At 54.9% G+C, this 25,171-nt stretch carries 23 protein-coding genes and 1 tRNA gene; 10 read left to right on the top strand and 14 right to left on the bottom strand.

The window, feature by feature from the left end; all coding sequences use genetic code 11:
• Positions 1–20: 20 nt before the first annotated feature.
• On the bottom strand, positions 21–1,502 hold the full coding sequence (locus tag NWV16_RS23185) for an MBOAT family O-acyltransferase (protein ID WP_260520911.1): 1,482 nt from the start codon (positions 1,500–1,502) through the stop codon (positions 21–23).
• Between the two features lie 247 nt (positions 1,503–1,749).
• Entirely contained in the window at positions 1,750–2,655 is a 906-nt protein-coding gene (locus NWV16_RS23180) for a LysR family transcriptional regulator (protein ID WP_260520910.1), read from the bottom strand.
• Positions 2,656–2,757: 102 nt separating this feature from the next.
• Here NWV16_RS23180 and NWV16_RS23175 point away from each other — a divergent pair, with 102 nt between their 5' ends.
• A complete protein-coding gene (locus NWV16_RS23175) occupies positions 2,758–3,930 on the top strand; it encodes an aspartate aminotransferase family protein (RefSeq protein WP_260520909.1) in 1,173 nt (390 codons plus the stop codon).
• A 53-nt stretch (positions 3,931–3,983) separates the two neighbouring features.
• Here NWV16_RS23175 and NWV16_RS23170 read toward each other — a convergent pair whose 3' ends face one another.
• The 3 genes from NWV16_RS23170 to NWV16_RS23160 form a co-directional block, all read right to left on the bottom strand.
• Complete coding sequence (locus tag NWV16_RS23170) at positions 3,984–5,903, bottom strand: alkaline phosphatase D family protein (protein WP_260520908.1); 1,920 nt, start codon at positions 5,901–5,903, stop codon at positions 3,984–3,986.
• A gap of 71 nt (positions 5,904–5,974) precedes the next feature.
• A complete protein-coding gene (locus NWV16_RS23165; RefSeq protein WP_260520907.1) occupies positions 5,975–6,718 on the bottom strand; it encodes a hypothetical protein in 744 nt (247 codons plus the stop codon).
• A 117-nt stretch (positions 6,719–6,835) separates the two neighbouring features.
• Positions 6,836–7,306 carry a hypothetical protein gene (locus tag NWV16_RS23160; RefSeq protein WP_260520906.1) on the bottom strand — a complete coding sequence of 157 codons (471 nt, stop codon included), beginning with the start codon at positions 7,304–7,306 and terminating at the stop codon, positions 6,836–6,838.
• An 18-nt stretch (positions 7,307–7,324) separates the two neighbouring features.
• Here NWV16_RS23160 and NWV16_RS23155 point away from each other — a divergent pair, with 18 nt between their 5' ends.
• Complete coding sequence (locus NWV16_RS23155; protein WP_260520905.1) at positions 7,325–8,074, top strand: hypothetical protein; 750 nt, start codon at positions 7,325–7,327, stop codon at positions 8,072–8,074.
• Positions 8,075–8,108: 34 nt separating this feature from the next.
• Here NWV16_RS23155 and NWV16_RS23150 read toward each other — a convergent pair whose 3' ends face one another.
• From NWV16_RS23150 to NWV16_RS23115, 8 genes are all read right to left on the bottom strand, one after another.
• Entirely contained in the window at positions 8,109–8,438 is a 330-nt protein-coding gene (locus tag NWV16_RS23150; protein ID WP_260520904.1) for a hypothetical protein, read from the bottom strand.
• Positions 8,439–8,686: 248 nt separating this feature from the next.
• Positions 8,687–10,030 (bottom strand): hypothetical protein, encoded by a 1,344-nt coding sequence (locus tag NWV16_RS23145; RefSeq protein ID WP_260520903.1) that lies wholly within the window; start codon positions 10,028–10,030, stop codon positions 8,687–8,689.
• 109 nt (positions 10,031–10,139) lie between these two features.
• Positions 10,140–11,921: a hypothetical protein gene (locus tag NWV16_RS23140; protein ID WP_260520902.1), complete on the bottom strand. Its 1,782-nt coding sequence runs from the start codon at positions 11,919–11,921 to the stop codon at positions 10,140–10,142.
• Positions 11,918–12,397, bottom strand: a complete 480-nt coding sequence (locus tag NWV16_RS23135) for a hypothetical protein (protein WP_260520901.1) — start codon at positions 12,395–12,397, stop codon at positions 11,918–11,920. The genes NWV16_RS23140 and NWV16_RS23135 overlap by 4 nt, the downstream gene beginning before the upstream one ends.
• Positions 12,394–13,584, bottom strand: a complete 1,191-nt coding sequence (locus NWV16_RS23130) for a DUF4297 domain-containing protein (RefSeq protein WP_260520900.1) — start codon at positions 13,582–13,584, stop codon at positions 12,394–12,396. Before NWV16_RS23130 ends, NWV16_RS23135 begins: the two co-directional genes overlap by 4 nt.
• A 670-nt stretch (positions 13,585–14,254) precedes the next feature.
• The gene (locus NWV16_RS23125) at positions 14,255–14,869 is read right to left on the bottom strand and encodes a hypothetical protein (RefSeq protein ID WP_260520899.1); all 615 of its coding nucleotides are present in this window, start codon (positions 14,867–14,869) and stop codon (positions 14,255–14,257) included.
• A 161-nt stretch (positions 14,870–15,030) separates the two neighbouring features.
• Complete coding sequence (locus tag NWV16_RS23120) at positions 15,031–16,059, bottom strand: hypothetical protein (RefSeq protein ID WP_260520898.1); 1,029 nt, start codon at positions 16,057–16,059, stop codon at positions 15,031–15,033.
• Positions 16,060–16,219: 160 nt separating this feature from the next.
• Positions 16,220–16,304, bottom strand: a tRNA-Leu gene (locus NWV16_RS23115).
• 108 nt (positions 16,305–16,412) lie between these two features.
• Here NWV16_RS23115 and queA point away from each other — a divergent pair.
• The 6 genes from queA (at position 16,413) to NWV16_RS23085 (ending at position 22,497) form a co-directional block, all read left to right on the top strand.
• The gene (gene queA / locus NWV16_RS23110; protein WP_065257673.1) at positions 16,413–17,462 is read left to right on the top strand and encodes a tRNA preQ1(34) S-adenosylmethionine ribosyltransferase-isomerase QueA; all 1,050 of its coding nucleotides are present in this window, start codon (positions 16,413–16,415) and stop codon (positions 17,460–17,462) included.
• 14 nt (positions 17,463–17,476) lie between these two features.
• On the top strand, positions 17,477–18,592 hold the full coding sequence (gene tgt / locus NWV16_RS23105) for a tRNA guanosine(34) transglycosylase Tgt (protein ID WP_260523576.1): 1,116 nt from the start codon (positions 17,477–17,479) through the stop codon (positions 18,590–18,592).
• 43 nt (positions 18,593–18,635) lie between these two features.
• Positions 18,636–18,971: a preprotein translocase subunit YajC gene (yajC, locus tag NWV16_RS23100; protein WP_065257675.1), complete on the top strand. Its 336-nt coding sequence runs from the start codon at positions 18,636–18,638 to the stop codon at positions 18,969–18,971.
• Between the two features lie 64 nt (positions 18,972–19,035).
• Positions 19,036–20,904 (top strand): protein translocase subunit SecD, encoded by a 1,869-nt coding sequence (gene secD / locus NWV16_RS23095; RefSeq protein WP_065257676.1) that lies wholly within the window; start codon positions 19,036–19,038, stop codon positions 20,902–20,904.
• Positions 20,905–20,913: 9 nt separating this feature from the next.
• Positions 20,914–21,828 (top strand): protein translocase subunit SecF, encoded by a 915-nt coding sequence (gene secF / locus NWV16_RS23090; RefSeq protein WP_065257677.1) that lies wholly within the window; start codon positions 20,914–20,916, stop codon positions 21,826–21,828.
• 120 nt (positions 21,829–21,948) lie between these two features.
• Complete coding sequence (locus NWV16_RS23085; protein WP_065257678.1) at positions 21,949–22,497, top strand: glycine zipper 2TM domain-containing protein; 549 nt, start codon at positions 21,949–21,951, stop codon at positions 22,495–22,497.
• Between the two features lie 98 nt (positions 22,498–22,595).
• On the opposite strand, the gene suhB is transcribed toward NWV16_RS23085, so the two are convergent.
• Positions 22,596–23,414, bottom strand: a complete 819-nt coding sequence (gene suhB, locus NWV16_RS23080; protein WP_085709393.1) for an inositol-phosphate phosphatase — start codon at positions 23,412–23,414, stop codon at positions 22,596–22,598.
• A gap of 145 nt (positions 23,415–23,559) precedes the next feature.
• On the opposite strand from suhB, the gene trmJ reads away from it, so the two are divergent.
• Positions 23,560–24,330, top strand: coding sequence for a tRNA (cytosine(32)/uridine(32)-2'-O)-methyltransferase TrmJ (gene trmJ, locus NWV16_RS23075; protein ID WP_260520897.1), 771 nt, complete (start codon positions 23,560–23,562; stop codon positions 24,328–24,330).
• 2 nt (positions 24,331–24,332) lie between these two features.
• Positions 24,333–25,109: a serine O-acetyltransferase gene (cysE, locus tag NWV16_RS23070; RefSeq protein ID WP_260520896.1), complete on the top strand. Its 777-nt coding sequence runs from the start codon at positions 24,333–24,335 to the stop codon at positions 25,107–25,109.
• Positions 25,110–25,171: the final 62 nt, after the last annotated feature.

Raw genomic sequence — 25,171 nt, 5'->3', positions numbered from 1 at the left:
GTCTTTTCACAGGCGAGCCCCTAGAAATTGAAATAGAGGAAAACGGGGCTTTTGCTCTGCACACTGGCGTACAGCGCGAGGCAAAACATTGTGGACATGGCGAGAGTCTTCGCCTTACCAAAAACAGAATGAACGGTAAGTTGGTAGGCGTTCTTTTGGAGGATGATCAGCAGCGCGATGGCAATCATCAATGAAGGTGCAAGGTGGATGACCAGCCCTGTGGGCAAGATCTCGAGCAATCGGTCGGAAAGCGTTCCTCCCCATGCAAGATTGGCGGTCGGGACGGTATGGGCGGAGAGTCGATGGATCGAATCGAAATCGACCATCCCTCGCAATATGCGCTGGGCATCGTCGATGGAGTCGGCTCTGAAGAACACCCAAGAGATGTTCACAAACATGAATGTGACAAACCATGCGACAGGATCCGGAAACGAAAGGCCTCCTTGTTTCCAGATCCGGTGCACGACAATGGCGCCACCGTGTAATGCTCCCCAAATGATGAACATCCAGCTCGCGCCGTGCCAAAGTCCGCCGAGAACGAATGTCACCATCAAATTGAAATACAAGCGCTGCCGGCCGCACCTGTTACCGCCCAGTGGAACGTATAGGTAGTCGCGAAGATAACGGCTCAACGTCATGTGCCAACGCCGCCAGAAGTCCTGAATGTCGTGCGCCTTGTAAGGTGAGTTGAAGTTGACAGGCAGCCAGATGTTGAACAACAACGCGGCGCCTATCGCCATATCGCAATAGCCGCTGAAGTCGAAATAGAGCTGGAAGGTGTATGAAAGGCTGGTCGTCCACGCACTGAAAAAATCATGACTGACACCCTGAGCGAATCCGGCATCCGCCCAGAGAGCAAACGTGTCGGCAATCATCACTTTCTTGAACAGGCCAATGCTGAAAATGAACAGGCCCATGACCACGTTTCTGTGGCGAATGACGAGGGTCCAGCGCGACTGAAACTGACTCATCATTTCTTTATGGTGAAGAATCGGCCCGGCGATCAGATGAGGAAAGAACGTCACGAACAGCGCGTAGTTCACGAAGTTGTACTCTTTCGCGAGGTTCTTGTAGCAGTCCACCAAAAAAGCGATTTGCGTGAAGGTGTAGAAGCTGATGCCCAGAGGCAAAATGACCTGGTAGAAAAACAGCTCGGTGCCGAGTGCCGAGTTGAGGTTGTCGACAAGGAAGTTTGTGTATTTGAAGTACCCGAGCAGGGCCAGGTCGGTGACAACCCCAATCCCCAGAATCGTCTTTTTTGACATGCCTGGACTATGGTTTGTCATGGGGGCTGCAAGGGCTTTTCCCACCACGAAATTGAAGGTGATGGAGAACAGGAGTAATGGAATGTAAGCGACGCTCCAATGTCCGTAAAAGATCAGACTGGCAATGACAAGCCAGACTTTTCCAGCCGTTATCAGTCGCTGACGATTCAGGAAGAAATACACAAAAAAAACGATGGGCAGATAAATCAGGAGGAACTTGGGTGAGCTGAAGGTCATGAGAGGCCCTGGATGCATCCGCGCTTTCAGAAACTGGCGGATTGTATTCAGGCGCAATGGGCTCGCGAATGCTGAAAAATCGGATTCAGACAGTTCCTACGGATATAGAGGAAAGAGCTTTCAAATCTGTTGAGTGTTTGAACAAGGAACACGAAAACTCGGTCTCTTCGTGGCCATCGAGCTGGTAGTTTCAGGCATGGACAGTAGCCAGTGACCTTGCAGGCGAATGGATTGATGCGAAACTTTGTCAGACTTTCCCCCATGTCCGCATCGCAAACTCGACGAAGCGCCGAAGCTTCGGCAGCCGATAACGATCCTGCGCATACAGCAAGTGCAAAGGACGACTCGGAGGCTGGTAATCGGGCATTACCGTGACCAGTCTGCCGTCGCGCAAATCCTGCTCCACCAGTGCGTCCGGCAGCATCACGATGCCCATGCCGGTGCGGGCCGCCTGATGCAAACCGGCTGAGGTATTCATCAGCATCGGCCCGCTGACATCGACCATGATTTCTCCGTCCGGGCCGCTCAGGCGCCAGCGCTTTTCCACTGATTGCCAGTCATCGCCGGCCGGGTAGGCAAACGAAAGGCAATCATGCTGTCGCAGGTCTTCAGGCGTCAGGGGCATGCCGCGCCGGGCCACATAATCCGGGGAAGCGCATACGGTCAGGGTGTAGTCGATCAGGGGGCGGGCGATCAGGTTCGATGGCTCGAAATGGCCGAGTCGAAACGCGACGTCGAGACCACTTTCCAACAGATCCGGGCGGCTGTTGGTCAGCACGACATCCATACGCACCTGTGGATATTGCAGGGAAAACTCGCTGAGCGCCGGGGCCAGGCGTTCGACGCCAAAGGTCAGCGGGGCGGTGATACGCAGCAAGCCGCGAGGTTCATCCAGGGTCTGCTCGGCCAGTCGTTCGGAGTCTTGCACCAAGCCCAGCACCTCCAGACAGCGCCGGTAATAGACCGTGCCGAACTCAGTCAGCCGCTGGCGGCGGGTAGTGCGTTGCAGCAACTGCACACCGAGTCGCTGTTCCAGTGCCCGCAGGTGATTACCGACCATGGTTGTGGACATTTCGCACTGCAGGGCGGCCGCGGTCATGCTGCCGGTTTCCACGACCTTGACGTAGACGCTCATTGACTGGAACAGATCCATTATCAAGTCCTGCTTATAAATGATTGAAGTTTTGTCGAGTTTATCCAGCTCTGGTGGCTAACCATACTGCAAACACACCGACCTTCACTGGAGTTTGAAGTCATGACCGCCGCCCTGATGAACACGTACCAACCGCTGGCCCTGAGTTTCACCAAAGGCCTGGGCACCCGTTTGTGGGATCAGGCCGGTCGCGAGTACCTCGATGCCGTCGCGGGTGTGGCGGTGACCAATGTCGGTCACTCGCATCCGCGGATTGTTTCGGCGATCAGCGAGCAGGCGGGATTGCTGTTGCACACCTCCAACCTCTACAGCATCGACTGGCAGCAGCAACTGGCGCTCAAACTTGCGCAGTTGTCGGGGATGGAGCGGGCGTTCTTCAACAACTCCGGCGCCGAGGCCAACGAAACCGCGCTGAAACTGGCGCGCCTGCACGGGTGGCGCAAGGGGATCGAGCAGCCGTTGGTGGTGGTCATGGCCAATGCGTTTCATGGCCGCACTCTCGGCACGTTATCGGCCAGCGATGGCCCGGCGGTGCGTCTGGGATTCAACGAATTGCCGGGGGATTTCGTCAAGGTGCCCTTTGGCGATCTTGAAGCGCTGGAGCAGTTGCAGCAGAGGCATGGCGAGCGGATCGTGGCGATTCTGGTGGAGCCGATCCAGGGTGAAAGCGGCGTGCAAATGGCGCCATCGGGTTACCTGAAAGCGCTGCGCGAGCTCTGCAATCGCCACGCCTGGCTGCTGATGCTCGACGAGATCCAGACCGGCATCGGTCGCACCGGCCGGTGGTTTGCGTTTCAGCATGAAGGCATCGTCCCAGACGTCATGACCCTCGCCAAGGGCTTGGGTAACGGCGTACCGATCGGTGCCTGCCTGGCGCGGGGCAGAGCGGCGGAACTGTTTACGCCAGGCAGCCATGGCAGCACTTTTGGCGGCAATCCGCTGGCCTGCCGGGTGGGTTGCACCGTGCTCGACATCATCGAAGAACAGGGTTTGCTGGAGAATGCCCGGGTACAAGGCGAGCGTTTGCTCAGCCGCCTGCGGGCGGAACTCTCGGACAACCCGAATGTGCTGGCGCTTCGTGGTCAGGGATTGATGATCGGCATCGAACTGAAGCATCCGGTCCGCGACCTGACCCTGATTGCCGCACGGGATCACGGGCTGCTGATCAACGTCACTCGCGGCAAGACGATCCGGCTGCTGCCGCCGCTGACGATTGATGAGCGGGAGGTAGGGATGATTGTTAGAGGGGTGGCGCGAGCGCTTGGCGAAAGCTGATCGTCCAGGTCGCGTCTGAAATGGCTGCCGGTTTTTCGGCAGGCATTTTTTGTTTAATCAGGGTAGTCCGACAAATCCGGCGCCAGCATCCGGGTCTTCGGTGCGCCGTTCGCGTTGTGCTGAATGATGTCCCGGGGCTGTCCTTGCTCATTGAAAAACACCTGGCCGATCCCTGCCGAATTCCACAGCCGTTCACCCGCTTCGGCATGTTCGGGAACGTACGGCACGATGCGCATGCGTCGGCGTTTGGTCAGCCAGTTCAGCGGCGAGCGGGGTGAGTAAAGCCAGCGGTTGAGGCGGTCAAACCATTCGAGCAGGGTCGGTGGGAACTCGTTCTTGATGCCGCTGCTGGTGATCTGCCAGATACGTGGACCGGCCTTGCGGTGTCGGATAAGCACTTCGTAAACGAAGGAATAATGCACGTCCCCCGACAGCACCACGTAACTGCCGGGTGTACGGGTGTGTCGGAAAATGTTCAGGATCACCTGAGCGGCGCCGCGATGGGCCATCCAGTTTTCCGCGTCCACCAACAGGGGATAACCGCACCAGCTGAAGACTTTCTGCACGGTTTCGATCAGCTTCACGCCGAAAATCGGTGCCGGAGAGACGATGATCGCTGAAGGGTGATCAAGCAGCTCTTGCTGCAATTCGGTCAGAGCTTCCCAGTCGAGCAGGCCGGAAGGTTGCTTGAGCGCCATCTCGCTGCGCCAGCGCCGGGTGCGGGTGTCGAGCACCACCAGGGCCGGACTGGTCGGCAGCACGAAATGCCAGTGCTGAAAGCGCAGCAGTTCATCAATCAGATCGTCCTGCACCGGCGCGTCGAGATAACGATCATAACCGCTGGCGCTCAGGCGCCGGGTTTTCTCCAGCAGTTCGTTGAATGCATCCGGGTTGTTGCCCCAGCCCTGGCACAACATATAGGCGATCAGCGCATTGCCGATGATGCGTCTGGAGAACGGATGGCCATAGGCGGTTTCCTCCCATTGCGCGGAAAGATTCCAGTCATCGGTGATGTCGTGATCGTCGAAGATCATCAGGCTCGGCAAGTGCGCCAACGCCCGGGCGACATTGCCCAGACCTGCCTTGAAGGTATCGATCCGGGTCTGTTCCAGGACATAGCGCTTGCGACGCTCGGGTCTCAGCGCCGGCATTTGTGGGCCGATCAATGTCCATGGCGTCGGTGACCACACCAACAAGTACATGGCCATGACTTCGGCGAACGTCACCAGATGGTTGTCCGCGCTGCTGCTGGTGAAAATCGGCTTGCGTGCGCCACCGAAAAATCGCTCACGCAAAGTCTCGTTGCTCTCGAGCGCCGGTAACAAATCTGCACGGTGGTAATAACTGGCCGGGTGTTCGTAGAGTCGGGCGCTGTCGCTGACCACGGCACCTTCGAGTTGCTCACCGAACAGGCCGAGCCGCTCGATCAAGGCATGAATCGCCCGCAGCATCGGACCGGCGACGTCATCGGCGTAAATCTGATCGCCGCTCATCATCAGCAGCGCCGGGCGTTCTTTTGGCTCGCTTTCAGCTGCGAGCAGTTGATCGACACAGAGCAAACCGTCAGCCGCAGGGTGGTGCGGTTTGCGGCAGGAGCCGTGGAGCAATTGATCGATCCGTGAGCGCACGACAAGGTTCGGGCACGTGGCTTTGCCATACAGCAGATGCGGCGCCCAGTCGGCGACGGGATGTCGGCCATCGATCAGCAAGTCGTAATCGACCCGCGTGTCGCAGGGCAGGGGGCTGTCGAGCGTGAGGTCTATCAGGTGAATGAATGCATGAGTTCCTACAGGAATAACCGTGCATTTCCCGGCATCCAGTGACATGTCTCCTATGCCTTGCAGGCGCAAGGTCAGCGACAGCTCGCGACTGCCTGCCAGCCAAAGCACGATACGCGTCGGTTCCAGACGTCGCAGCAGCGGCCCGGCCAAGACAGCAGGCAAAGGATTCAGGTCATCAAATGTCGGAGGCATCAGGGGAAAAGCTCGAGGCGCACAGGCTGGCGATGATAGCTCAGCCTGTGCCTTCAACCCTTAAGCGAGGCTTAAGAGTCCGACTTTTGCAGCTTCAGCGCCAACAGGCGCCATTCGGCTGGCTTTGCGTCGACGCTGGGCTGTTCCTGTACGGAGCAGTCGAAACGGTAGGTGACGTCGTCGCCATTCATGTTTCGCGCGGTGACGCTGTTGCTGAAGGAGTAGACCTGATCCTTGAAGCGTTGCGGCGCGATGCTTTTGCTGTCGGCAAAGCGGGCAGACGCGGGGAAGCGCAGGGTGCTGGTCACGAACGGGCTGCACATGACATACGCGAGCATCGACTTGTCACCCTGCGCATCGTTGCGCAGTTTTTTGCTCAGAGCTGACAGGGCTTTGCGCCCCTGGTCGTCACTCTGGTCCAGCACGGTTTGCACCGACAGGGTCTTCGGCGCCCGACTGGCGTAGTTCGGCAGCAAGGCTGAATCCGGTGGAGAGGGTTTGTTGTCCGGCTCGATAGCGGCAAACACCGGCGCGGCTTTCAGAGCAGCCTGGCTTGCGGTCGACTCGGCTTCCGGCAGCAGCGAGGTTGGTTCTGCGTCCTGCGCCACGACGTTTTCAGTTTGCGTGGCCTCATAGTCATGCGCGGACGGGAACAGTGAAAGCGTGATCGACAACACCACCATCCCCACAATCAAGCCACCCGCCGCCCCCACGATGTTGGCGTAGAACAGATGCCAGCTGCCGCGGTTTTTCACCACCCAGCGCCACATGAAACCCCAGGCCGCGACAAATGCCAGAAAACGCAGAAACTCCATTCGATCCTTTCCTTAAACCTGCAAAAACCGGAAATCAGCGTCGCCCCGACGATGGGCGCTGAAGATGGACGGCAAGATATCAAAATAGAAGCGTGATACCAGTGACGTAAGCGTTGTTCAGCGAAAGTTGAGTACGAAAAACATCAGCGTCGTGACGCCGGCAGTAAGTCCGCGCAGGCCAGCGAGCAGGTGACGGGCCAGCGGTTGTTCGGGTTGGGGGCGGCGGAGCATCCACATCCAGACTCCCGCAATCGCCCCGGCGGTTGTCATCACCTCCAGCAGGTCGCGGAGCAAATTTGCGGAGGACGGGGTGACGGCTGAGGGGAAAAGGCCGGAACATACAATCGAGATGGCCAGTGCCACCAGAAAACCGCTGGCGGCGCCTGCCAGATTGGCCAGAAGCAGATTCCAGTTGCCACGCTTCTTCACGACCCAAACCCACATGGCGGCCCAGGCGAAGAAGTAAAATAAGGCAAACATGCGGTTCGTTCCTTGAATGCAGTTTTTTTGGAGAGAGGTGCTATTGATGCGATAGTCAGCAATGGATGAGAAGATATCAAAATAGTAGCGTCGCGCCACTTTCTTCATCTGCGTAACGGACTACACATGCCTGGTATTTCTGGTATCTCGCGCCTGCTCGGCGCTTTCCTCCTTGCAATCGTAATGACTCCAGCATTTGCCGCCGACACCGCGGAGGTCGCCTGGAAGGGATACCTCTCTGATTGTGATCATTTTCAGCAACTGGTGAACAACGTTCAAAACGGGACCCTGACAGCCAGGGAAGCGATGCTCCGCATCGATAGCTTGATGCGACCCGTTTTTCTCCATCGCCAGCACCTCACCCAGGCAAACCTTGCCTCTGCCGACTATGCCCGTTGCGAAAACGTCATTGCCCAAGCGACCGAAATCTGGAACAACGAACATAACGTCCAGGACAAAGAGATCCTTCAAAAGGCCTTAAAGGCTGAGGCCGAGCATTTGGAGTCCCCGGAATACCGGCGCGCCCGCGCTCTGGGCTTTAGCGACGTGGGCGAACTGGGCAAGCTGCACGAGATCGCCGAGGATTCGGATATGGATGGCGAGGCATATCTGAAGACATTGATGATCACGGTCGACTGGGGTTGCGGCCGACATTTTCGTGCCGTGCGATACGTCAAACCCTATGTGATCTACAACACCCATCCCGATGAGGGCAGTTGCGCAATCTATAGGGAGGTCGCGGTGTTGGGGGGAGCCATGGTGGAGCGGGGCGATACCATCGATCGGGACGCGATTTTTCAATACGTGGGATGGAAGAGGCTGGAAGGGCCAGGCGGGTTCCCCGTCGACATTCAAGTGGTAAAAATACGCAAGTAATCCGAGGGGCTGTTTCTTCAGAGCGCGCGTCTGATTACAGAATGTCCTTTAAATAACCCTTGAGCGCGAGGAGCGGCTGATCCAGCTGCTCCAGCGACTGCGCCTGCCCGAGGTCGGTGGACAACTTGTGCAGTTCCCGCCCCATAGGTTTCTCGGTGCCACCCAAGGCATCCATCGCCAGTGCCAGGCACTCGCTCATCTTGAACTGGATCGCCTCGATATCACCCCTGCGCACCAGCAGTTCGAACACGTCTTTCTGATAGTCGCCCATGACCAGATCATCCCGCAAAATCGGGCTCAGGCCTTCTTCCTCGTAGGCGAGTTTCAGGGAGAAAAGGGCGACTGTTTCCAGTGACGTTTCCATGGGGTGAACCTGTGCGAGATCACGCCGGAGGGCCAGCGGCACTTTCCGGCAGGCGAAAAAAAAGGCCTTGCAAAGCAAGACCTTTTCTAATTTTGGTGCCCGAGGGAGACCGTAGGGTTCCATATATTACGTGGCTTGCAGCTAGATTATATAGCTAGGGATACATATAGGGATACACCTTGGAGCTTCCTAGCACGGGGATGTTCAGCCTTAGTAAGCTGAACACACCAAAAAAACCATTGAGAAAATCAAGCCTGCTGCTGGGCGCGTGTCCGTTCACGTTCACGCTGACGAATCCTCACCAAATAATCCGCTCGATTATTGTTTAGTAAGGTGTCGAGCTCTGCGTCAGGAATGATCCCTGTGCGGCTGACCTGGTCAATAAATTGTTCGTACATATTTGCCCCAGGCAAGTCAGCGCCTGTTTCTGTAGGCATTCGAATTACTCTCTCGACGTCATCTCTCGTTAAATTTGTAAAAAGAGGTAGCAAGAGTCGCTCGAATACGTCATTGGTCTTATTCCAGCTGCTCGATTCAGAAAGCAGCCCTAAAGCTCGTTCTTTTACCAGATCGGCCATACCGTGTTCTTGAATGGCCGTCACCAACCTTTCTATTCCGAATCCCAGGATTCGTTCTTTTACGACCGCATTCATTAGCGGGTGGCGTCCTATTCCTGCCATTGCAGGGAGTACGTCGGCCTCGGGGCCTATCCTCAAAAATTCGCTCAATCGTAGCCGAGCAGCATCGTCAATGAGGCTAATCGCCTCTGATGTTGCTGCTACAAGCCGAGCAACCGCAGGCAATCCGTTATCGTCAATTCGACGAACAAGAGTACTCATCTGTTGAGCAATTCTTGGCTCCGCGACATTTCTGTGAGTGTCCAGCAAGGAAGATAACGCCGCACCTATCTGGATTTTCTCGTGAACAGGGTTTCCAGCTTCGGCATACCCGAAGATGAGCGCATCAATGAGACCTCGAATTAATGCGTCTGAAGGATTTGCCAAAGGCGTCTGGCGTAACACAGTGGTGGCTTGATATCGATCCTTCGGAAAGTATTCGGAGGCTATGGTTGTAATGATTTCTGCGATGGCCGATTTACCCTGAATTGGAGGTTGGGACAAAACATGCTCAACCGCATTCCTTAGGTGCAGCCTGGCAAGCTCCGCCGAGGGACGATGAGGCACACCGGCCCTTTGGAAGGATGGGTGTGCACATTGATGGCGATCCTCCCGCAAGCGCTCAAGATCGGTCATTTGTTGATGGTCGAAAAAGTCCAAATCCTTTCGGCAGGTGGAGAGTATCGTGCGTTCGAATTCGAGCGCATTCTTTACCCCTTGATCATTGCCTTGGTTAATCTGAGAAATGTAGTTCTCATATTGAGTATTTATACGAATTGCGATGGGGTCGTTAGCCAGCGCCAGCTCACGAATCTTGTCAACTAGATCGAATACCACGGCGATCCAAGTGTGGACTATGGAGGATCTATAAGCCCCAGCTCGATAGCACTGGATTGATTCCGAGATGTAATCCCTTGAACGCTCAGCTCTGCACTTCAATGCCAAAGCATCTATGTCAGCTAAAGAGTCTGTCATCTGTAACTATTCCTTAATTGATTCATGAGCAAGCCCTTCCTAGGAAGACGGGTAGCAGCATTTTTAGCACAGCGCACTGAAACCTTGTTTCGCACGCGAGACTCATTCATTAGCGAACTTCCACTCTTGAGGATTTGCTAATTTCATGAAGGAACATTTTCTGTTTCGCTCCCTGGAATTTTGGTTCCCAATCAACATCTCGGCTGTCGCCATTGTAATGGTACTCTGTGCCTGAGATTATGATTTGAGTTCCCGTCGCGCTAGCAAATAATTTTAATGCATCTATGAATCGTCCTAGATCGACACCATGCATATCTTGTTGTTTGGGAGTGTCGAAAATAATGAAAGATATTTTCTGTTTATCCATCATGTAGAAACACTCCAGAAGAGCCGCGTGATAAGCGAGAATCACCCGTATACGGGTGCTACCCCCCAACTGCGATATTCTCTCTCCACCAAAAACTGGAGTAAAATCATTTTGGAATGTAATTTCACTTGAAACATTATTTGTGTCGAGAATTGCCATCCATTTCAACATGTTTGTATTGAGGATGGTGCGGAATTTTATAATTGAAGGATTGGTTTGCCCTCCTATTTCAAGTTCTTCTTTAGCTGAAATTGCTATCTCTTGGAGTGTTAACGATTCCAAGTATTTGATGGAGAGCGCTTCTAAATTTAGAATTGATTGTTTCTCATGCTCTAGGCTGAAAATTCTTGAGTTCGTTTGGGATACCGCTTCGACCAGTGCTTTAACTTCCGAAGCGCCTGACAACTTATTCCTTTTTTCAACCAAGGTTGTAACTTGTTCCTTGAGCTCTGTTCGTCGCTTTAGAATTTGTTCGGAGCGTAATTTCCCAATGTTAACATTTCGTTCTAAATCTTTTAGCTGATCTTTGAGGTATAGCAGATTTTTCCCATAAGAGTCTGAGCTGAAAGAAAATAATTGGCAGCTCGCTGAACTGCAAATTTCTTCAAATGATGTAAATACTCTTTTTGCCTCTTCGTTAAGGCTAAGTGTATTAATTTCTGTTTCTATCTCGGCATGGATTTGCTGAAAGCTTCGATCCCTTTTTGCGATGTCGGATAGTTCCCGATCTAGCGCTCTAATAGAGTCATTGTTCATTCCGATTATTTCGTCTAGTGCCTCAGTTGAAGCATTTTTGTTAGCGGAGCTAGACTGCAACTCTTCGAGTCGTTGATACAATGCCTTCAGTTCATGGTCGATTAATTCTTTATTGCCCGAGCCGTGAATCTTGTGAGCGGCCTCGTATTCTTTTTTTAAAGAGTAAACCTGTCTGTCCCGAACTTCTAATTCGCGCCTCGCCTCAATAAGCTTCTTTTTTTTGTCGAAAGCATTTTTGGGTGGGAGTCCGAGCAATATTCGTAAAACCTCTGAGGGCTGATCTTTGAGGAATGAATGCGCGGGGCTGTAGAACTTCCGGTATCCATCCTCTTGATCAAGATAGAATATTGGTAGCAAAGATGAGAAATAAGGATTGGCGGCCTTTTTTTCGTCAACTGATACGAGTGGCTGTATATCCAAATTTAGTAAGTTGAATAAGTATCGAGTGTAGTCGAGCTCGTTGTAAAAACTTTGTGTTGGTTGGCCAGGGGTGGATATTTCTATATCTACAGTTTTAGTAAAGGTTCGGCGTGCTGTAAATACTATTTCGTTGATTGATATATCTAGCTCGGCTCTAAGGCAATGGTCATAAATGTCGTCTCGAAAACTGCTTGGGTATCCAAGGCAGAATACTATTGATTTAATAAGAGGTGATTTTCCGCAGCCGTTTGGTCCAAACAGCTGTGTGATATCAGCTCCGAATTCCAAATTTTCTGAGGCCCAGCCAGAGGCGCCGCGAGGCAGAATCCTCAGTCGTAAAAGTCTCATATCAACTCCATGTCTAATTGTCGATTCACACAGACGTTTCTATAAGCACGTCGTATCAATGATAGGTTATAGGAAAGGTCGTCGTCGTTTGAAAGGGCACGTTCTATGACTTTTTGCCCTAAGACAGTCGCTGTCATGCGGTTGTCGGATTTTCGAATCGAAACTAGTGCGGAGCGTTCAAGAAAACTAATTGCCTTTACGGTGCGAATGCGCAATATCGCAGACCAGCCGATGTGTTGCGACGAACCCTTGAAGCCAACCATCGCGCTTTCGATCGATTCTCCTACCAGCTGACCAATCTCCGTAATTGAAGGTTTTCTTTTTTCCTTTGACAATAACAGTACGACTAATGCAATTAGAGGGAGTTGAAATAAAGCTTCATTGTTTAGATGGTATTTCTTTTGAATCTCTTCATTTGTAAATGATATCTCTATATTGCGACTGCTAACGCTTTCAAAAAACTGTTCATAGTTCATGATTTGCATCTCACGAGGGCGGAAAAGAAGCCTCCAAGTAACAGGTTTGGGTCGAGGTCGAAAATAATTCCTTGCTCTGTGAGGCGATTTCTTAGCTGAAGTATTATAGGGTTTGCGTCCGATAATTTTAAGCTTTTTCCGGCTTGAAAAATACTGTTGAATGATTCGTCTATATAAGAGGTTATCGAAATTATATCGAAGTCGGAAAGCCGGTTGCGATTTTCTCTCAACCATATATCCCAGCTGGTCTTGCATCTAGATGCGTATTCGATTTCGTCATTGCTAGCACCGGCTGAGGCAAGCGCTCTTTGAATTACAGAAGCTGATTTAATGGCCTTTGGGTCATCGCCTTTCAATAATGCTTTGTATGCTTCCCTAGAAATACATAAGAGGTCTAATAGGTCGTTTATCTCTATTGAAGCGTTTTCATTAATGGTTGACTCGCTCAGGTCTACTATTTTTCCTGACGATTTTTTTGACGTTAATTCTAATAAGCCAATGATGATTTGCTTGGACTCGTTGTGGTCGAGATCAATCTCGCTGTAATCATATATTGAGCTTCTTGCAAGAGATTCGAAATTGTGATTTTTTTCTTTGATGTACTGGACGTCGGTTTCAAATCTTAGTTTAGCTAATTTCGTTAAAGCGTCACTTTCGCAAATCTTGTCGGGGCTGTCTTGATTGAAGCACTCATTAAATTTTTCAGACAGAAATTTCACATATTCGTTTGTTGGGTCTTTTGCGGTTATACAATCAGCGATTGATTCAACTAAGTCATCGAGGTGTGTATTAGTCATGAAGACTATTTCAGCGCAGGTTTCCGGAAACAATATCGTATGCTGCAATAGTTTTCCGCCAAAGCTTTCCTTTACGAGCTTCGGATCTTGCGTCGCTTTCTTGGTTTTAGTCGATTTTTTTAATCCGAATATTTCGTTTATTGTCCAGTTTTTATTCGCTTTGCCTCTCGTTTTAACTTGGACGAATAAATAGTTGGCGCGGCCAGATTTAATTTTTCTAATAACGAAATCATCATGATAGTCGCAATATATTCTGTCGGTTTCTCCACCTTCTAATATAGCCAGCGCTGCTAAACTGGCCGCACGCACTTGCGCTTTATAGCGTGCAAATGTGTCGCGACCTACTTGTTCTCTTGGCTTGGCTGAATAAAACTCGTCATCAACATCCATGATTGTTCCGTAAATTATGATTGCGTCGGGTTCAGGTGACCGTACTGGCGTATTGCCCTGCCAGCTAGAATTAACCAAGTGGGCCACTCCCGCAAGCCTATTTGAAGGCCTATTCGGCTCTGTCTCCTTTTCCAGTCAGGCCATCAAGTGACCATTTTTTTGCGGATATTCAGTACTGGCTATGCTTACAGTGTGTTGGGATTTCTGTGGTTGTCGAGGCGAATATCCAAATATGACGCAGAGATCGAAAAAAGACGGACATCTCTGGAAAAATTTCAGCTAGAGAAAACCTGCGAGTCTGATAACCCGTGTAGGGAGCCCCCCTTCGGGAGGACCCATAAAATCTGCCGTGTCGGGTGCGCAGGCTGCGATGAAGTCAGGGTAGACCTTCGAAGATCCGGAGCTACCTGCCGCGTCTGTTCTCGCTGAAGGTTCACGCTGTGAAAAGGGGCGAGGGGAATGCTAATGCGGAGGTGTGCAAATACAGGTGTTCCGTGTGTTCCATGTGTTCCAGATTTACTGGAGGCCACGTCTTTCAAGGCTTTCAAAGGTGGAACACCAAATGCGAACAACCGGAACACCAGTTGCGCGGAACACGTTTGGTGTTCCGCGAATGCTGTTCCGGTTGGAGGGGAGAGCATCACCGCCTGCCGCGGCGATGCAAAGATGGTCACGCAGCCAGGAGCTGCTCGATAGAGATCGCGTTTGCCTTCTCACGGATTTCACTTTGGCTAATGTGTTGCCGCCCCATAGGTGCCTGCAATGGCAGGTACAGATCCTGCAGCGAGCTATATCGGCCCAGTGCTTTTTCGGCGGCGGACAATTGTGCTGCAACGTTTGCAAAGTCCTGAGCGGCTTTGTCCAGGCGGTCGGCCCAGAGGAAGCGAGCTGCTCGTAGCTGGTCTTGGCGCAGATCGGTCAAGTGCTGTTTGGTGACGGTGATAGTTTCATCGAGCTTTTCGACTTCGGCCGTCAAGGCATTCACAACGGTTGCGACTCCGCGTTTACCGCGTGTCGCCAGCGTCAGGGCCTCTGATGCCTGCTTGAGAAGCTTCTCCGCTCGTTGTTCGTCCGCGTCGTCTCCTTCACTCAATGCCGCTGCATAACCGGCTGCCGCTTGTTGCTCAGCAGATTGAGCTTTCTCAATTTCGGTGCGTTTTTCGTTCTCCAGTTTCTGAAGTTTGGTTGAAAGCTTTGCACGCTTATCCTGCAGCTTTTGGAGATCTGTCTGCGCGTGGCTGATTTCCTTCTGGGCCTTTTTGATATTGGTGTTCGCGAATCGCACACCGTCTTCCCAATCAATCAGGATTTGTAGCCGCTTGATCTCGGACGCGTGCCCCGCGTGAGGGGTGGAGTCGAAACCTCGTAATCAGCTTTTACAGCTGATTACGAGCTCTCTATAAGCCTCGACAGCACGTGACTGTTCCGTATCGTAGGGGGAGGGCGTCATTGGCGTTTCTTTTTTGCTTTTGCCAGAAGTCGCTCAAGCTCATCGATGTCGTCGTCGCTCAGATCGCTTTCATCACGTACATCGGATTCGATACTGGGCTCAGACTCTTTCCGGTTTGTATCAATAGGCGCTGCTAGTAGCTTCGGCTCCGGACGCATAAGAGCACGTGGAGACGATCCCGGTTGGGCTTCCATCTCAGAGCTTATCGCACCCACCTCAAGTAGCTTTGACGTGCCGCTCACCATCTGCCTTTTAAGCAGCTCTGCTTGTTCAGGTGATATCGCTCCAGCCTCTTTCATTTCGTGGATTTGTTGGATGACTGGAAGCGACTCGGCGATAGTTTGGATGCACATTGAGACGTGCACATGTCGATGGAAAACGCGTCTGTCCCAGATTGCTAACAACGTCTCTTTGAAGATTTCCATAACTTTCGCGAGTCCCAGGAAATCAAAGGACTTATCGCTGCCGGAGTCTATAGCTACTACCGCCAAGTCGCTGTGGCTTTCGCCCTCCATTGTGGCGATAGCTTGATAAATCTCGGTGACACCTTGGAGTGTGAGGATTAGTCGATCGGGGGTGGATCGTTGATCGTGATCTTCTACCAACAAGATGCTCAGCGTATCCATACCGCTAGCTATCATTTCCTTGGTTTCGGATTCACTCTGGTCGACATAATCCCGTTCCAGCATTGCTACCAAGAGAGGCAGACATTCCAATGTGAAGTGGATGTTTCGCGAAATTGCCCACAGGTCGCTGCCTTCAAGTGAAGGCGCGTTTTGCCACCAGTCTGGATCTTGGAGCATAGAAAGATGCATGATCTCAAGAATCTGTCTTTCGGCACTCGTGTACTGGGCGACGCGTAGGGAATAGTCGAGGAACGTACGAAAGTTGAATGCCGAGTTTGGATTATCGACGTCCTTCTTGCGAGTGACGTTCAACAACTCGCTGAACATGTCTTTCAATGAAGTCTCTCTGATGTCAGAGACTACATTTTTCACCGCTTTTATAAGGGCTTGACGTCTCATTTAAGCTCCATCTTTAGCTCGAGTCGCTTGATCGATCTTCCCGTAGACACGTTCATTAACCTGCCACTCGCGATTGACATGAGGTGACGTGTCAAAGTGTCTACGCCGCTTTACGCCATGCAAAAAAAAAGGCCTTGCAAAGCAAGACCTTTTCTAATTTTGGTGCCCCGAGGGAGACTCGAACTCCCACTCCTTTCGAAAACGGATTTTGAATCCGCCGCGTCTACCAATTCCGCCATCAGGGCTCAATGGCGGCGAAGTATAGAGAGGTGCCTACCGTTGGTCAATCACGTTTCATGGTCAATTTTCGATATTTCCGCTAGACTTTCCGGCCCTGCTAGACGAACCCCATCATGCGCGTTGCTGACTTTACCTTCGAGCTTCCTGATTCGCTGATTGCCCGCCATCCTCTGGCCGAGCGTCGCGGTAGTCGCCTGTTGACCCTGGACGGGGTCAGCGGCGCCCTGGCACACCGTCAATTCACTGATCTGCTGGAGCATTTGCGCCCGGGCGATCTGATGGTGTTCAACAATACCCGGGTCATTCCGGCGCGGCTGTTCGGGCAGAAAGCCTCCGGCGGCAAGCTGGAAATCCTCATCGAGCGGGTGCTCGATACGCACCGCGTGCTGGCCCATGTGCGCTCCAGCAAGTCGCCGAAACCGGGTTCGAAGATCCTCATTGACGGTGGTGGCGAAGCCGAGATGCTGGCGCGTCACGATGCGCTGTTCGAGTTGGGTTTTGCCGAAGAAGTGCTGCCGTTGCTCGACCGGGTCGGGCACATGCCGTTGCCTCCCTATATCGATCGCCCGGACGAAGGTTCGGACCGCGAGCGTTATCAAACCGTTTACGCCGAGAAGCTGGGTGCGGTGGCTGCACCGACCGCCGGGCTGCACTTCGACCAGACGCTGATGGAAGCGATCGCCGCCAAGGGCGTCGAGACCGCATTCGTGACGCTGCACGTTGGCGCCGGTACCTTCCAGCCAGTGCGCGTCGAGAAAATCGAAGACCACCACATGCACACCGAATGGCTCGAAGTCGGCCAGGATGTGGTCGATGCCGTTGCGGCCTGCCGCGCCCGGGGTGGCCGGGTGATTGCCGTGGGCACCACCAGTGTGCGCTCGCTGGAAAGCGCCGCCCGCGATGGCGTGCTCAAGCCGTTCAGTGGCGACACCGACATCTTTATCTACCCGGGGCGGCCGTTCCATGTGGTCGATGCCCTGGTGACCAACTTCCATTTGCCTGAATCCACATTGCTGATGCTGGTTTCGGCATTCGCCGGTTATCCGGAAACCATGGCCGCCTATAAAGCCGCCGTGGACAACGGTTACCGCTTTTTCAGCTACGGTGATGCGATGTTCATTACCCGTAATCCCGCACCGCGTGGCCCTGAGGAAACACTATGAGTCGCCAATGCCGTATGTCGTTTGAGCTGCTTGCCACCGATGGCAAGGCTCGTCGTGGTCGCCTGACCTTTCCCCGTGGCACCGTCGAGACGCCGGCCTTCATGCCGGTGGGCACCTACGGCACGGTCAAGGGCATGCTGCCGCGGGATATCGAGGCGATCGGCGCGGAAATCATTCTGGGCAACACCTTTCACCTGTGGCTGCGACCTGGCACCGAAGTGATCAAGGAACACGGCGACCTGCACGATTTCATGCAGTGGAAAGGTCCGATCCTGACCGACTCCGGCGGTTTCCAGGTGTTCAGCCTGGGCGCCATGCGCAAGATCAAGGAAGAGGGCGTGACTTTCGCTTCTCCGGTCGACGGCTCGAAAGTGTTCATGGGGCCGGAAGAGTCGATGCAGGTCCAGCGCGATCTGGGCTCGGACATCGTGATGATTTTCGATGAATGCACTCCGTATCCGGCTGACGAAGACGTCGCCCGTGTGTCCATGGAGCTGTCGCTGCGCTGGGCGCAACGTTCGAAGAATGCCCATGGCGACAATACGGCGGCGCTGTTCGGCATCGTTCAGGGTGGCATGCATCAGAATCTGCGCATGCGCTCGCTGGAAGGCCTGGAGAAGATCGGCTTCGATGGCCTGGCCATCGGCGGTCTGTCGGTGGGCGAGCCGAAGCATGAAATGATCAAGGTGCTGGATTACCTGCCGGGCATGATGCCGGCTGACAAACCTCGTTACCTTATGGGCGTTGGCAAACCGGAAGATCTGGTTGAGGGTGTGCGCCGCGGTGTGGACATGTTCGATTGCGTGATGCCAACCCGTAATGCCCGCAACGGGCATCTGTTCATTGATACAGGCGTGCTGAAGATCCGTAACGCGTTCCATCGCCATGATGATTCGCCGCTGGATCCGACCTGTGATTGCTATACCTGCCAGAACTTCTCCCGCGCTTATCTGCATCACCTGGACAAGTGCGGCGAAATGCTGGGAAGCATGCTCAATACCATCCATAACTTGCGCCATTATCAGGTGCTGATGGCTGGTTTGCGCGAGGCTATTCAACAGGGTACATTGGCCGCCTTTGTCGATGCCTTCTACGCCAAACGCGGGCTCCCCGTTCCGCCTTTGGACTGAGTTTTCTGACCCCAAGATTCAACATTTGCAACTGGAGTGCTAAATGAGCTTTTTTATCTCTAACGCCATGGCTGACGCGGCCGCACCGGCTGCAGCGCCTATGGGCGGCGGCTTCGAGTGGATTTTCCTGGTCGGCTTCCTGGTCATCTTCTACCTGATGATCTGGCGTCCACAGGCCAAGCGCGCCAAAGAGCAGAAGAACCTGCTGAACAGCCTGCAGAAGGGTGACGAAGTGGTCACCACCGGCGGCATCGCCGGCAAGATCACCAAAGTGGCCGATGACTTCGTGGTTCTGGAAGTTTCCGACACCGTGGAAATGAAGTTCCAGAAGGGCGCCATCGCCGCCACGCTGCCAAAAGGCACGCTGAAAGCGATCTAAGGTTCCAACTTCTACTCAATCGACGGGGCGCGCAAGGCGCCCCGCGTTCATAACGGGCGGCGTGATGCTGAACAAATATCCTCTGTGGAAATACATTCTGATCCTGGCGGTGCTGGCGATCGGTCTGATTTATTCCGCTCCCAATCTGTACCCCGATGACCCGGCCATTCAGATCAGCGGCGCCAGCACGGCCCTGCAGGTCAATCAGGCCGACCTGGACCGCGCGAGCACCGCGCTCAGGGAGTCCGGGATCAACGTCAAGGCTTCGAATCTGGCAGCGAACGGCAAGGGCGGTCTGATCCGTCTGACCAAGGCAGAAGACCAGTTGCCGGCCAAAGACGTTGTGCGCAAGGCATTGGGTGATGACTACGTCGTCGCGCTGAACCTGGCACAGACCACTCCGCAATGGCTGCGCAATCTGGCCGCGCACCCGATGAAGCTGGGTCTGGACCTGTCCGGTGGCGTGCACTTCCTGCTGGAAGTGGACATGGAAAAAGCCCTCGATGCACGCCTGAAAGTCTATGAAGGCGACGTCAAGAGCCTGCTGCGCAAAGAGAAGGTGCGTTACCGCAGTCTGCCGCAGCTCAACGGCGCCATTCAGCTGGGTTTCAGCGATGCTGACTCCCGCGAGCAGGCCCGTGCGCTGATCCGCAAGAACTTCAACGATTTCGACATTGTTCCGGCCGATCTCAACGATCAACCGGTGCTGCGTCTGGCGATGACCCCGGCCAAGCTGGCGGAAATCCGTGAATACTCCATCAAGCAGAACCTGACCACGGTACGCAACCGTGTCAACGAGCTGGGTGTTGCCGAGCCTCTCGTCCAGCGTCAGGGCGCCAACCGTATCGTGGTTGAGCTGCCGGGCGTGCAGGACACTGCCGAAGCCAAGCGTATCCTGGGCAAGACCGCCAACCTCGAGTTTCGTCTGGCTGCCGAACCAGGTGCTTCGAAAGCAACCTCCGAGACTTTCGAATTCCGTGAAGGCAAGCGTCCTCCGGCGCAGATCGAGCGTAGCCTGATCATCACCGGTGACCAGGTGACCGATGCCAAGGCCGGTTTCGGCGAGCACGGCACCCCTGAAGTGAACATCCGTCTGGATGGTCACGGTGGCGAGCTGATGAGCCGCGCGACCCGCAGCAACGTCGGTCGCAGCATGGCGGTGATCTTCATCGAGCAGCGTCCGGTGACCACCTACGTCAAGCAGATGGTCGATGGCGTCGAGAAAGACGTACCGGTGCAGAGCTTCAAGGAAGAGAAGAAGATCATCAGTCTGGCGACCATTCAGTCGCCGCTGGGTGCGCAGTTCCGCATCACCGGCCTGAACGGCCAGGGCGAGTCCTCCGAGCTGGCGCTGCTGCTGCGTGCCGGTGGTCTGGCGGCTCCGATGTACTTCGCTGAAGAACGCACCATCGGCCCGAGCCTGGGTGCGGACAACATCACCAAGGGTATCGATGCATCGCTGTGGGGCATGCTGTTCGTCTCGCTGTTCATCATCGCCATCTACCGCTTCTTCGGTCTGATCGCCACTGTCGCACTGGCGGTGAACATGGTGCTGCTGCTGGCACTGATGTCGCTGCTGGGGGCAACCCTGACCCTGCCGGGTATCGCCGGTATCGTTCTGACCATGGGCATGGCGGTCGACGCCAACGTGCTGATCTTCTCGCGGATCCGTGAAGAGATCGCCGCCGGCATGACCGTACAGCGTGCAATCAACGAAGGCTTCGGCCGGGCTTTCACTGCGATTCTCGACGCCAACCTGACCACCCTGCTGGTCGGCGGCATCCTCTTCGCCATGGGCACCGGCCCGGTGAAGGGCTTTGCAGTGACCATGTCCCTCGGGATCTTTACCTCGATGTTCACGGCCATCATGGTGACCCGCGCGATGGTCAACCTGATCTTCGGCGGTCGTGACTTCAAGAAGTTGTGGATTTAAGGGGCTGCCATGTTACGTACAATCAACTTCATGGGCGTTCGCAACTTCGCGTTCGGCGTCACATTGTTCCTTACCGTGCTGGCTCTGTTCAGCGTGTTCCACAAGGGCATGAACTGGGGCCTGGATTTCACCGGCGGTACGCTCATCGAGCTGACCTACGAGCGTCCGGCCGATGTCACCAAGGTGCGTGAGCAGCTGGTTACCGCCGGTTATCACGAAGCCATCGTGCAGAACTTCGGTGCGACCACTGACCTGCTGGTGCGCATGCCGGGCGAAGACCCGCAACTCGGTCATCAGGTGGCGGATGCGCTGCAAAAGGTTGGCGGCGAAAACCCGGCGACGGTCAAGCGAGTCGAGTTCGTCGGCCCGCAGGTTGGTGAAGAGCTGCGCGACCAGGGCGGCCTCGGCATGCTGCTGGCGCTCGGCGGCATCCTGATCTACCTGGCTTTCCGCTTTCAGTGGAAATTCGCGGTCGGCGCCATCGTTTCGCTGGTTCACGACGTGATCGTGACCGTGGGCATTCTGTCGTTCTTCCAGATCACCTTTGACCTGACGGTGCTGGCGGCGGTGCTGGCGATCATCGGTTACTCGCTGAACGACACCATCGTCGTGTTCGACCGGGTGCGTGAGAACTTTCGCGTACTGCGCAAGGCTTCGCTGATCGAGAACATCAACATCTCGACCACGCAGACCCTGCTGCGCACCATGGCCACCTCGATCTCCACCTTGCTGGCGATCGCGGCGCTGTTGTTCTTCGGTGGCGACAACCTGTTCGGTTTTTCCATCGCACTGTTCATCGGTGTTCTGGCGGGTACGTATTCGTCGATCTACATCGCCAACGTGGTGCTGATCTGGCTGAACCTGTCTTCGGAAGACCTGATTCCGCCGGCCAATACCGAGAAGGAAATCGACGACCGCCCGTAACGGCCTTCGTTTCCCGGTTGTCGGTCAAAAAAAGGCGCGAGTTGAACTCGCGCCTTTTTTATTGCTCCAAGGCTGGGAGAAGCGCGGGCGCGTCCCGCATGTGACGGTCAGGAGGTTCATGTGAACAAGTCGATGCTGGTTGGTGCGGTATTGGGTGCTGTCGGTGTGACTGCCGGTGGTGCGGTCGCCACCTACAGCCTGGTGAAAAGCGGCCCGGAGTACGCGCAGGTTCTGGCCGTTGAACCGGTCAAGACGCAGATCAAGACGCCACGTGAAGTATGCAAGGATGTCACTGTGACCCGGCAGGCGCCGGTCAAGGATCAACACCAGATTCTCGGTACCGCCATCGGTGCCGTGGCGGGTGGTTTGCTGGGTAACCAGATCGGCGGCGGCACTGGCAAGAAGATTGCCACGGTGGCCGGTGCGGTCGGTGGTGGTTATGCCGGCAACAAGGTGCAGGAAGGCATGCAGAATCGCGATACCTACACCACTACCCAGACCCGTTGTAATACGGTGAATGACATCAGCGACAAGGTCGTGGGCTATGACGTCCGCTATTCGCTGGACGGCAAGGAAGGCAAAGTGAGGATGGATCGTGATCCGGGCAACCAGATTCCGGTCGACAAGGAAGGCAGGCTGATCCTGTCGCAGAATCAGCCGGGTCAGTGACTGGCTGGTGACGTATACAAAGAAGCACCCTTCGGGGTGCTTTTTCATGTCCATAAAAAAACACCCCGAAGGGTGTTTTTATGGAGGCAGCGAAACGCTTAGCGCTTCAGCGAAGCCGGCAGGTGCGGCTGGATCGCAGTCAGAACTGCCTTGAAGCATTTGGTGTTGCCGGCAACGACATGGCCTTTTTCAAGGAAGTCGTGACCGCCGGTGAAGTCGCTCACCAGACCGCCGGCTTCCTGAATCAGCAGGGCGCCAGCCGCCATGTCCCACTCGGACAGGCCCGACTCCCAGAAGGCGTCGAAACGACCGGCGGCGACGTAGGCCAGGTCCAGGCTTGCCGAACCGGCGCGGCGGATGCCGGCAGTCTGGCCAACCAGGGCGCGGAACATGCCCAGGTAGTTGTCGAGGTTGTCCATCTGGTCGTCACGGAACGGGAAACCGGTGCCCAGCAGGGCGCCGTCCAGGCTGGTGCGACCGCTGACGCGCAGGCGACGACCGTTCAGTTGAGCGCCGCGACCACGGCTGGCGGTGAACTCTTCCTGACGAACCGGATCCAGAACGACGGCGTGTTCAAGGCGGCCACGGTATTTGCAGGCGATGCTGACAGCGAAGTGAGGAATGCCGCGCAGGAAGTTGGTGGTGCCGTCCAGCGGATCGATGATCCACAGGTATTCTTCGCCTTCGATACCGCTACCGGCGTGCATGCCGGTCTCTTCACCCATGATCGAATGATTCGGGTAAGCCTTGCGCAGGGCGTCGATGATTTTCTGTTCGGCGGCGCGATCCACCTCGGATACGTAATCCTTGGCGTCTTTTTCGTCGACCTTGATGGTATCCAGGCGCTCGATGGAGCGGAAGATCAGTTCACTGGCGCTGCGGGCGGCGCGCAGCGCGATATTCAGCATTGGCTGCATGGATGTGTCACCTAAGGTTGTTAAAGAAAGCCGCGCATTCTATCAGATCTTTTCTTCAGGTGAAGGTCGCTGTTCGCTTTCATAGCTTAACGGTAGGCTGTTCTGTAAGATTTGCACCCCTTTGCCAAGTCCGAGAGCGCCTGCCGTGCTGCAAAACATTCGTGTCGTCCTGGTCAATACCAGCCACCCGGGAAACATCGGCGGGACCGCGCGTGCCATGAAAAACATGGGTTTGTCGCGACTGGTGCTGGTCGATCCGCGAGCCTTTCCGCATCACGAAGCCGACGCTCGTGCTTCGGGTGCCGGTGACATCCTTGAAAACGCACAAGTCGTCGCCACTTTGGAGGATGCCCTGGTTGGCTGCAATCTGGTGCTTGGCACCAGTGCTCGCGACCGGCGTATTCCCTGGCCGCTGCTGGATCCGCGCGAATGCGGAGTCAAGGTGGTCGAGGAGGCCGGGCAGGGTGCAGAAATTGCGCTGGTATTCGGGCGTGAAGACTCCGGCCTGACCAACGACGAGCTGCAGCGATGTCATTTTCACGTGCACATCCCCTCCGATCCTCTGTTCAGTTCGCTGAATCTCGGGGCGGCGGTGCAGGTGCTGAGTTATGAGGTGCGCATGGCCTGGCTGGCCGCGCAAGGGCAGTCGACCCGGATCGAGAAAGAGGAAGTGGCCTCCGTGAAAAGCGCCGAGCTGGCGACCATGGATGAGCTGGAGCGATTCTATGAACACCTGGAACAGACCCTGGTGGCCATTGAATTCCTCGATCCGGAAAAACCACGGCACTTGATGGCGCGCCTGCGTCGGTTGTACGGACGCAGCTCGGTCAGTCGGGCGGAAATGAATATTTTGCGTGGCATCCTCACGGAAACCCAGAAAGCGGCCCGTGGCGAGCTCCTTAAGCGGAAGGATTAATGATGTTCGAGCGTTTGCGTGAAGATATCCAGAGCGTATTCCACCGAGACCCGGCGGCGCGTAACGCTTTTGAAGTCCTGACCTGCTACCCCGGCATGCATGCGATCTGGATTCATCGATTGGCCGGCATGCTCTGGCGCAACGATCTGAAATGGCTGGCGCGGCTGGTATCGAACTTCGGTCGCTGGCTGACCGGGATCGAGATTCATCCGGGTGCGAAAGTGGGTCGACGTTTCTTCATCGACCATGGCATGGGCATCGTGATCGGCGAAACCGCTGAAATCGGCGATGACGTGACGATTTATCAGGGTGTGACCCTTGGTGGCACCAGTTGGAACAAAGGCAAGCGTCATCCGACCCTGGGTGATGGCGTGGTCGTGGGTGCGGGCGCGAAGGTGCTCGGACCGTTCACGGTCGGTGCCGGTGCCAAGGTCGGCTCCAACGCTGTGGTGACCAAGGAAGTGCCTCCGGGTGCCACGGTGGTGGGCATTCCCGGACGAATCATCGCCAAATCCGATGATGAGACTGATGCCAAGCGTAAAGCCATGGCCGAGAAGATCGGTTTCGATGCCTATGGCGTGAGCGGAGATATGCCGGACCCGGTGGCGCGCGCCATCGGTCAATTGCTCGATCATTTGCAGGCGGTAGATGGTCGTCTGGAAGGAATGTGCGGGGCATTGAAGGATCTGGGCAGCAATTATTGCGCGAAGGATCTGCCCGAACTGCGCGAAGAGGACTTCGCCTGTGTAAAAGGCAAGGACGAAACCGCGACCCGCTGAAGCTATTGCAGGGCTGTTGCCGGCCGGTGTGCCATTAAGCCGCAGACCCTGCTATCATTCGC

The sequence above is a fragment of the Pseudomonas sp. BW7P1 genome, from assembly GCF_024981055.1.
GTDB lineage: Bacteria > Pseudomonadota > Gammaproteobacteria > Pseudomonadales > Pseudomonadaceae > Aquipseudomonas > Aquipseudomonas bananamidigenes.
Note: the sequence above shows the minus strand (reverse complement) of the source record. Positions and strands in the feature narration are given on the sequence as shown.

Excerpts from the sequence above, each read along its gene's own strand:
- NWV16_RS23135 (WP_260520901.1), bottom strand. The coding sequence starts at position 12,397 with ATGAACTATGAACAGTTTTTTGAAAGCGTTAGCAGTCGCAATATAGAG.
- cysE (WP_260520896.1), top strand. The coding sequence starts at position 24,333 with ATGTTCGAGCGTTTGCGTGAAGATATCCAGAGCGTATTCCACCGAGAC.
- secD (WP_065257676.1), top strand. The coding sequence starts at position 19,036 with ATGCTGAACAAATATCCTCTGTGGAAATACATTCTGATCCTGGCGGTG.
- tgt (WP_260523576.1), top strand. The coding sequence starts at position 17,477 with ATGTCGTTTGAGCTGCTTGCCACCGATGGCAAGGCTCGTCGTGGTCGC.
- NWV16_RS23120 (WP_260520898.1), bottom strand. The coding sequence starts at position 16,059 with ATGAGACGTCAAGCCCTTATAAAAGCGGTGAAAAATGTAGTCTCTGAC.
- secF (WP_065257677.1), top strand. The coding sequence starts at position 20,914 with ATGTTACGTACAATCAACTTCATGGGCGTTCGCAACTTCGCGTTCGGC.
- queA (WP_065257673.1), top strand. The coding sequence starts at position 16,413 with ATGCGCGTTGCTGACTTTACCTTCGAGCTTCCTGATTCGCTGATTGCC.
- NWV16_RS23170 (WP_260520908.1), bottom strand. The coding sequence starts at position 5,903 with ATGCCTCCGACATTTGATGACCTGAATCCTTTGCCTGCTGTCTTGGCC.
- suhB (WP_085709393.1), bottom strand. The coding sequence starts at position 23,414 with ATGCAGCCAATGCTGAATATCGCGCTGCGCGCCGCCCGCAGCGCCAGT.
- NWV16_RS23175 (WP_260520909.1), top strand. The coding sequence starts at position 2,758 with ATGACCGCCGCCCTGATGAACACGTACCAACCGCTGGCCCTGAGTTTC.
- NWV16_RS23185 (WP_260520911.1), bottom strand. The coding sequence starts at position 1,502 with ATGACCTTCAGCTCACCCAAGTTCCTCCTGATTTATCTGCCCATCGTT.
- NWV16_RS23155 (WP_260520905.1), top strand. The coding sequence starts at position 7,325 with ATGCCTGGTATTTCTGGTATCTCGCGCCTGCTCGGCGCTTTCCTCCTT.
- NWV16_RS23165 (WP_260520907.1), bottom strand. The coding sequence starts at position 6,718 with ATGGAGTTTCTGCGTTTTCTGGCATTTGTCGCGGCCTGGGGTTTCATG.
- NWV16_RS23180 (WP_260520910.1), bottom strand. The coding sequence starts at position 2,655 with ATGGATCTGTTCCAGTCAATGAGCGTCTACGTCAAGGTCGTGGAAACC.
- NWV16_RS23130 (WP_260520900.1), bottom strand. The coding sequence starts at position 13,584 with ATGGATGTTGATGACGAGTTTTATTCAGCCAAGCCAAGAGAACAAGTA.
- NWV16_RS23140 (WP_260520902.1), bottom strand. The coding sequence starts at position 11,921 with ATGAGACTTTTACGACTGAGGATTCTGCCTCGCGGCGCCTCTGGCTGG.
- yajC (WP_065257675.1), top strand. The coding sequence starts at position 18,636 with ATGAGCTTTTTTATCTCTAACGCCATGGCTGACGCGGCCGCACCGGCT.
- NWV16_RS23150 (WP_260520904.1), bottom strand. The coding sequence starts at position 8,438 with ATGGAAACGTCACTGGAAACAGTCGCCCTTTTCTCCCTGAAACTCGCC.
- NWV16_RS23145 (WP_260520903.1), bottom strand. The coding sequence starts at position 10,030 with ATGACAGACTCTTTAGCTGACATAGATGCTTTGGCATTGAAGTGCAGA.
- NWV16_RS23160 (WP_260520906.1), bottom strand. The coding sequence starts at position 7,306 with ATGAAGAAAGTGGCGCGACGCTACTATTTTGATATCTTCTCATCCATT.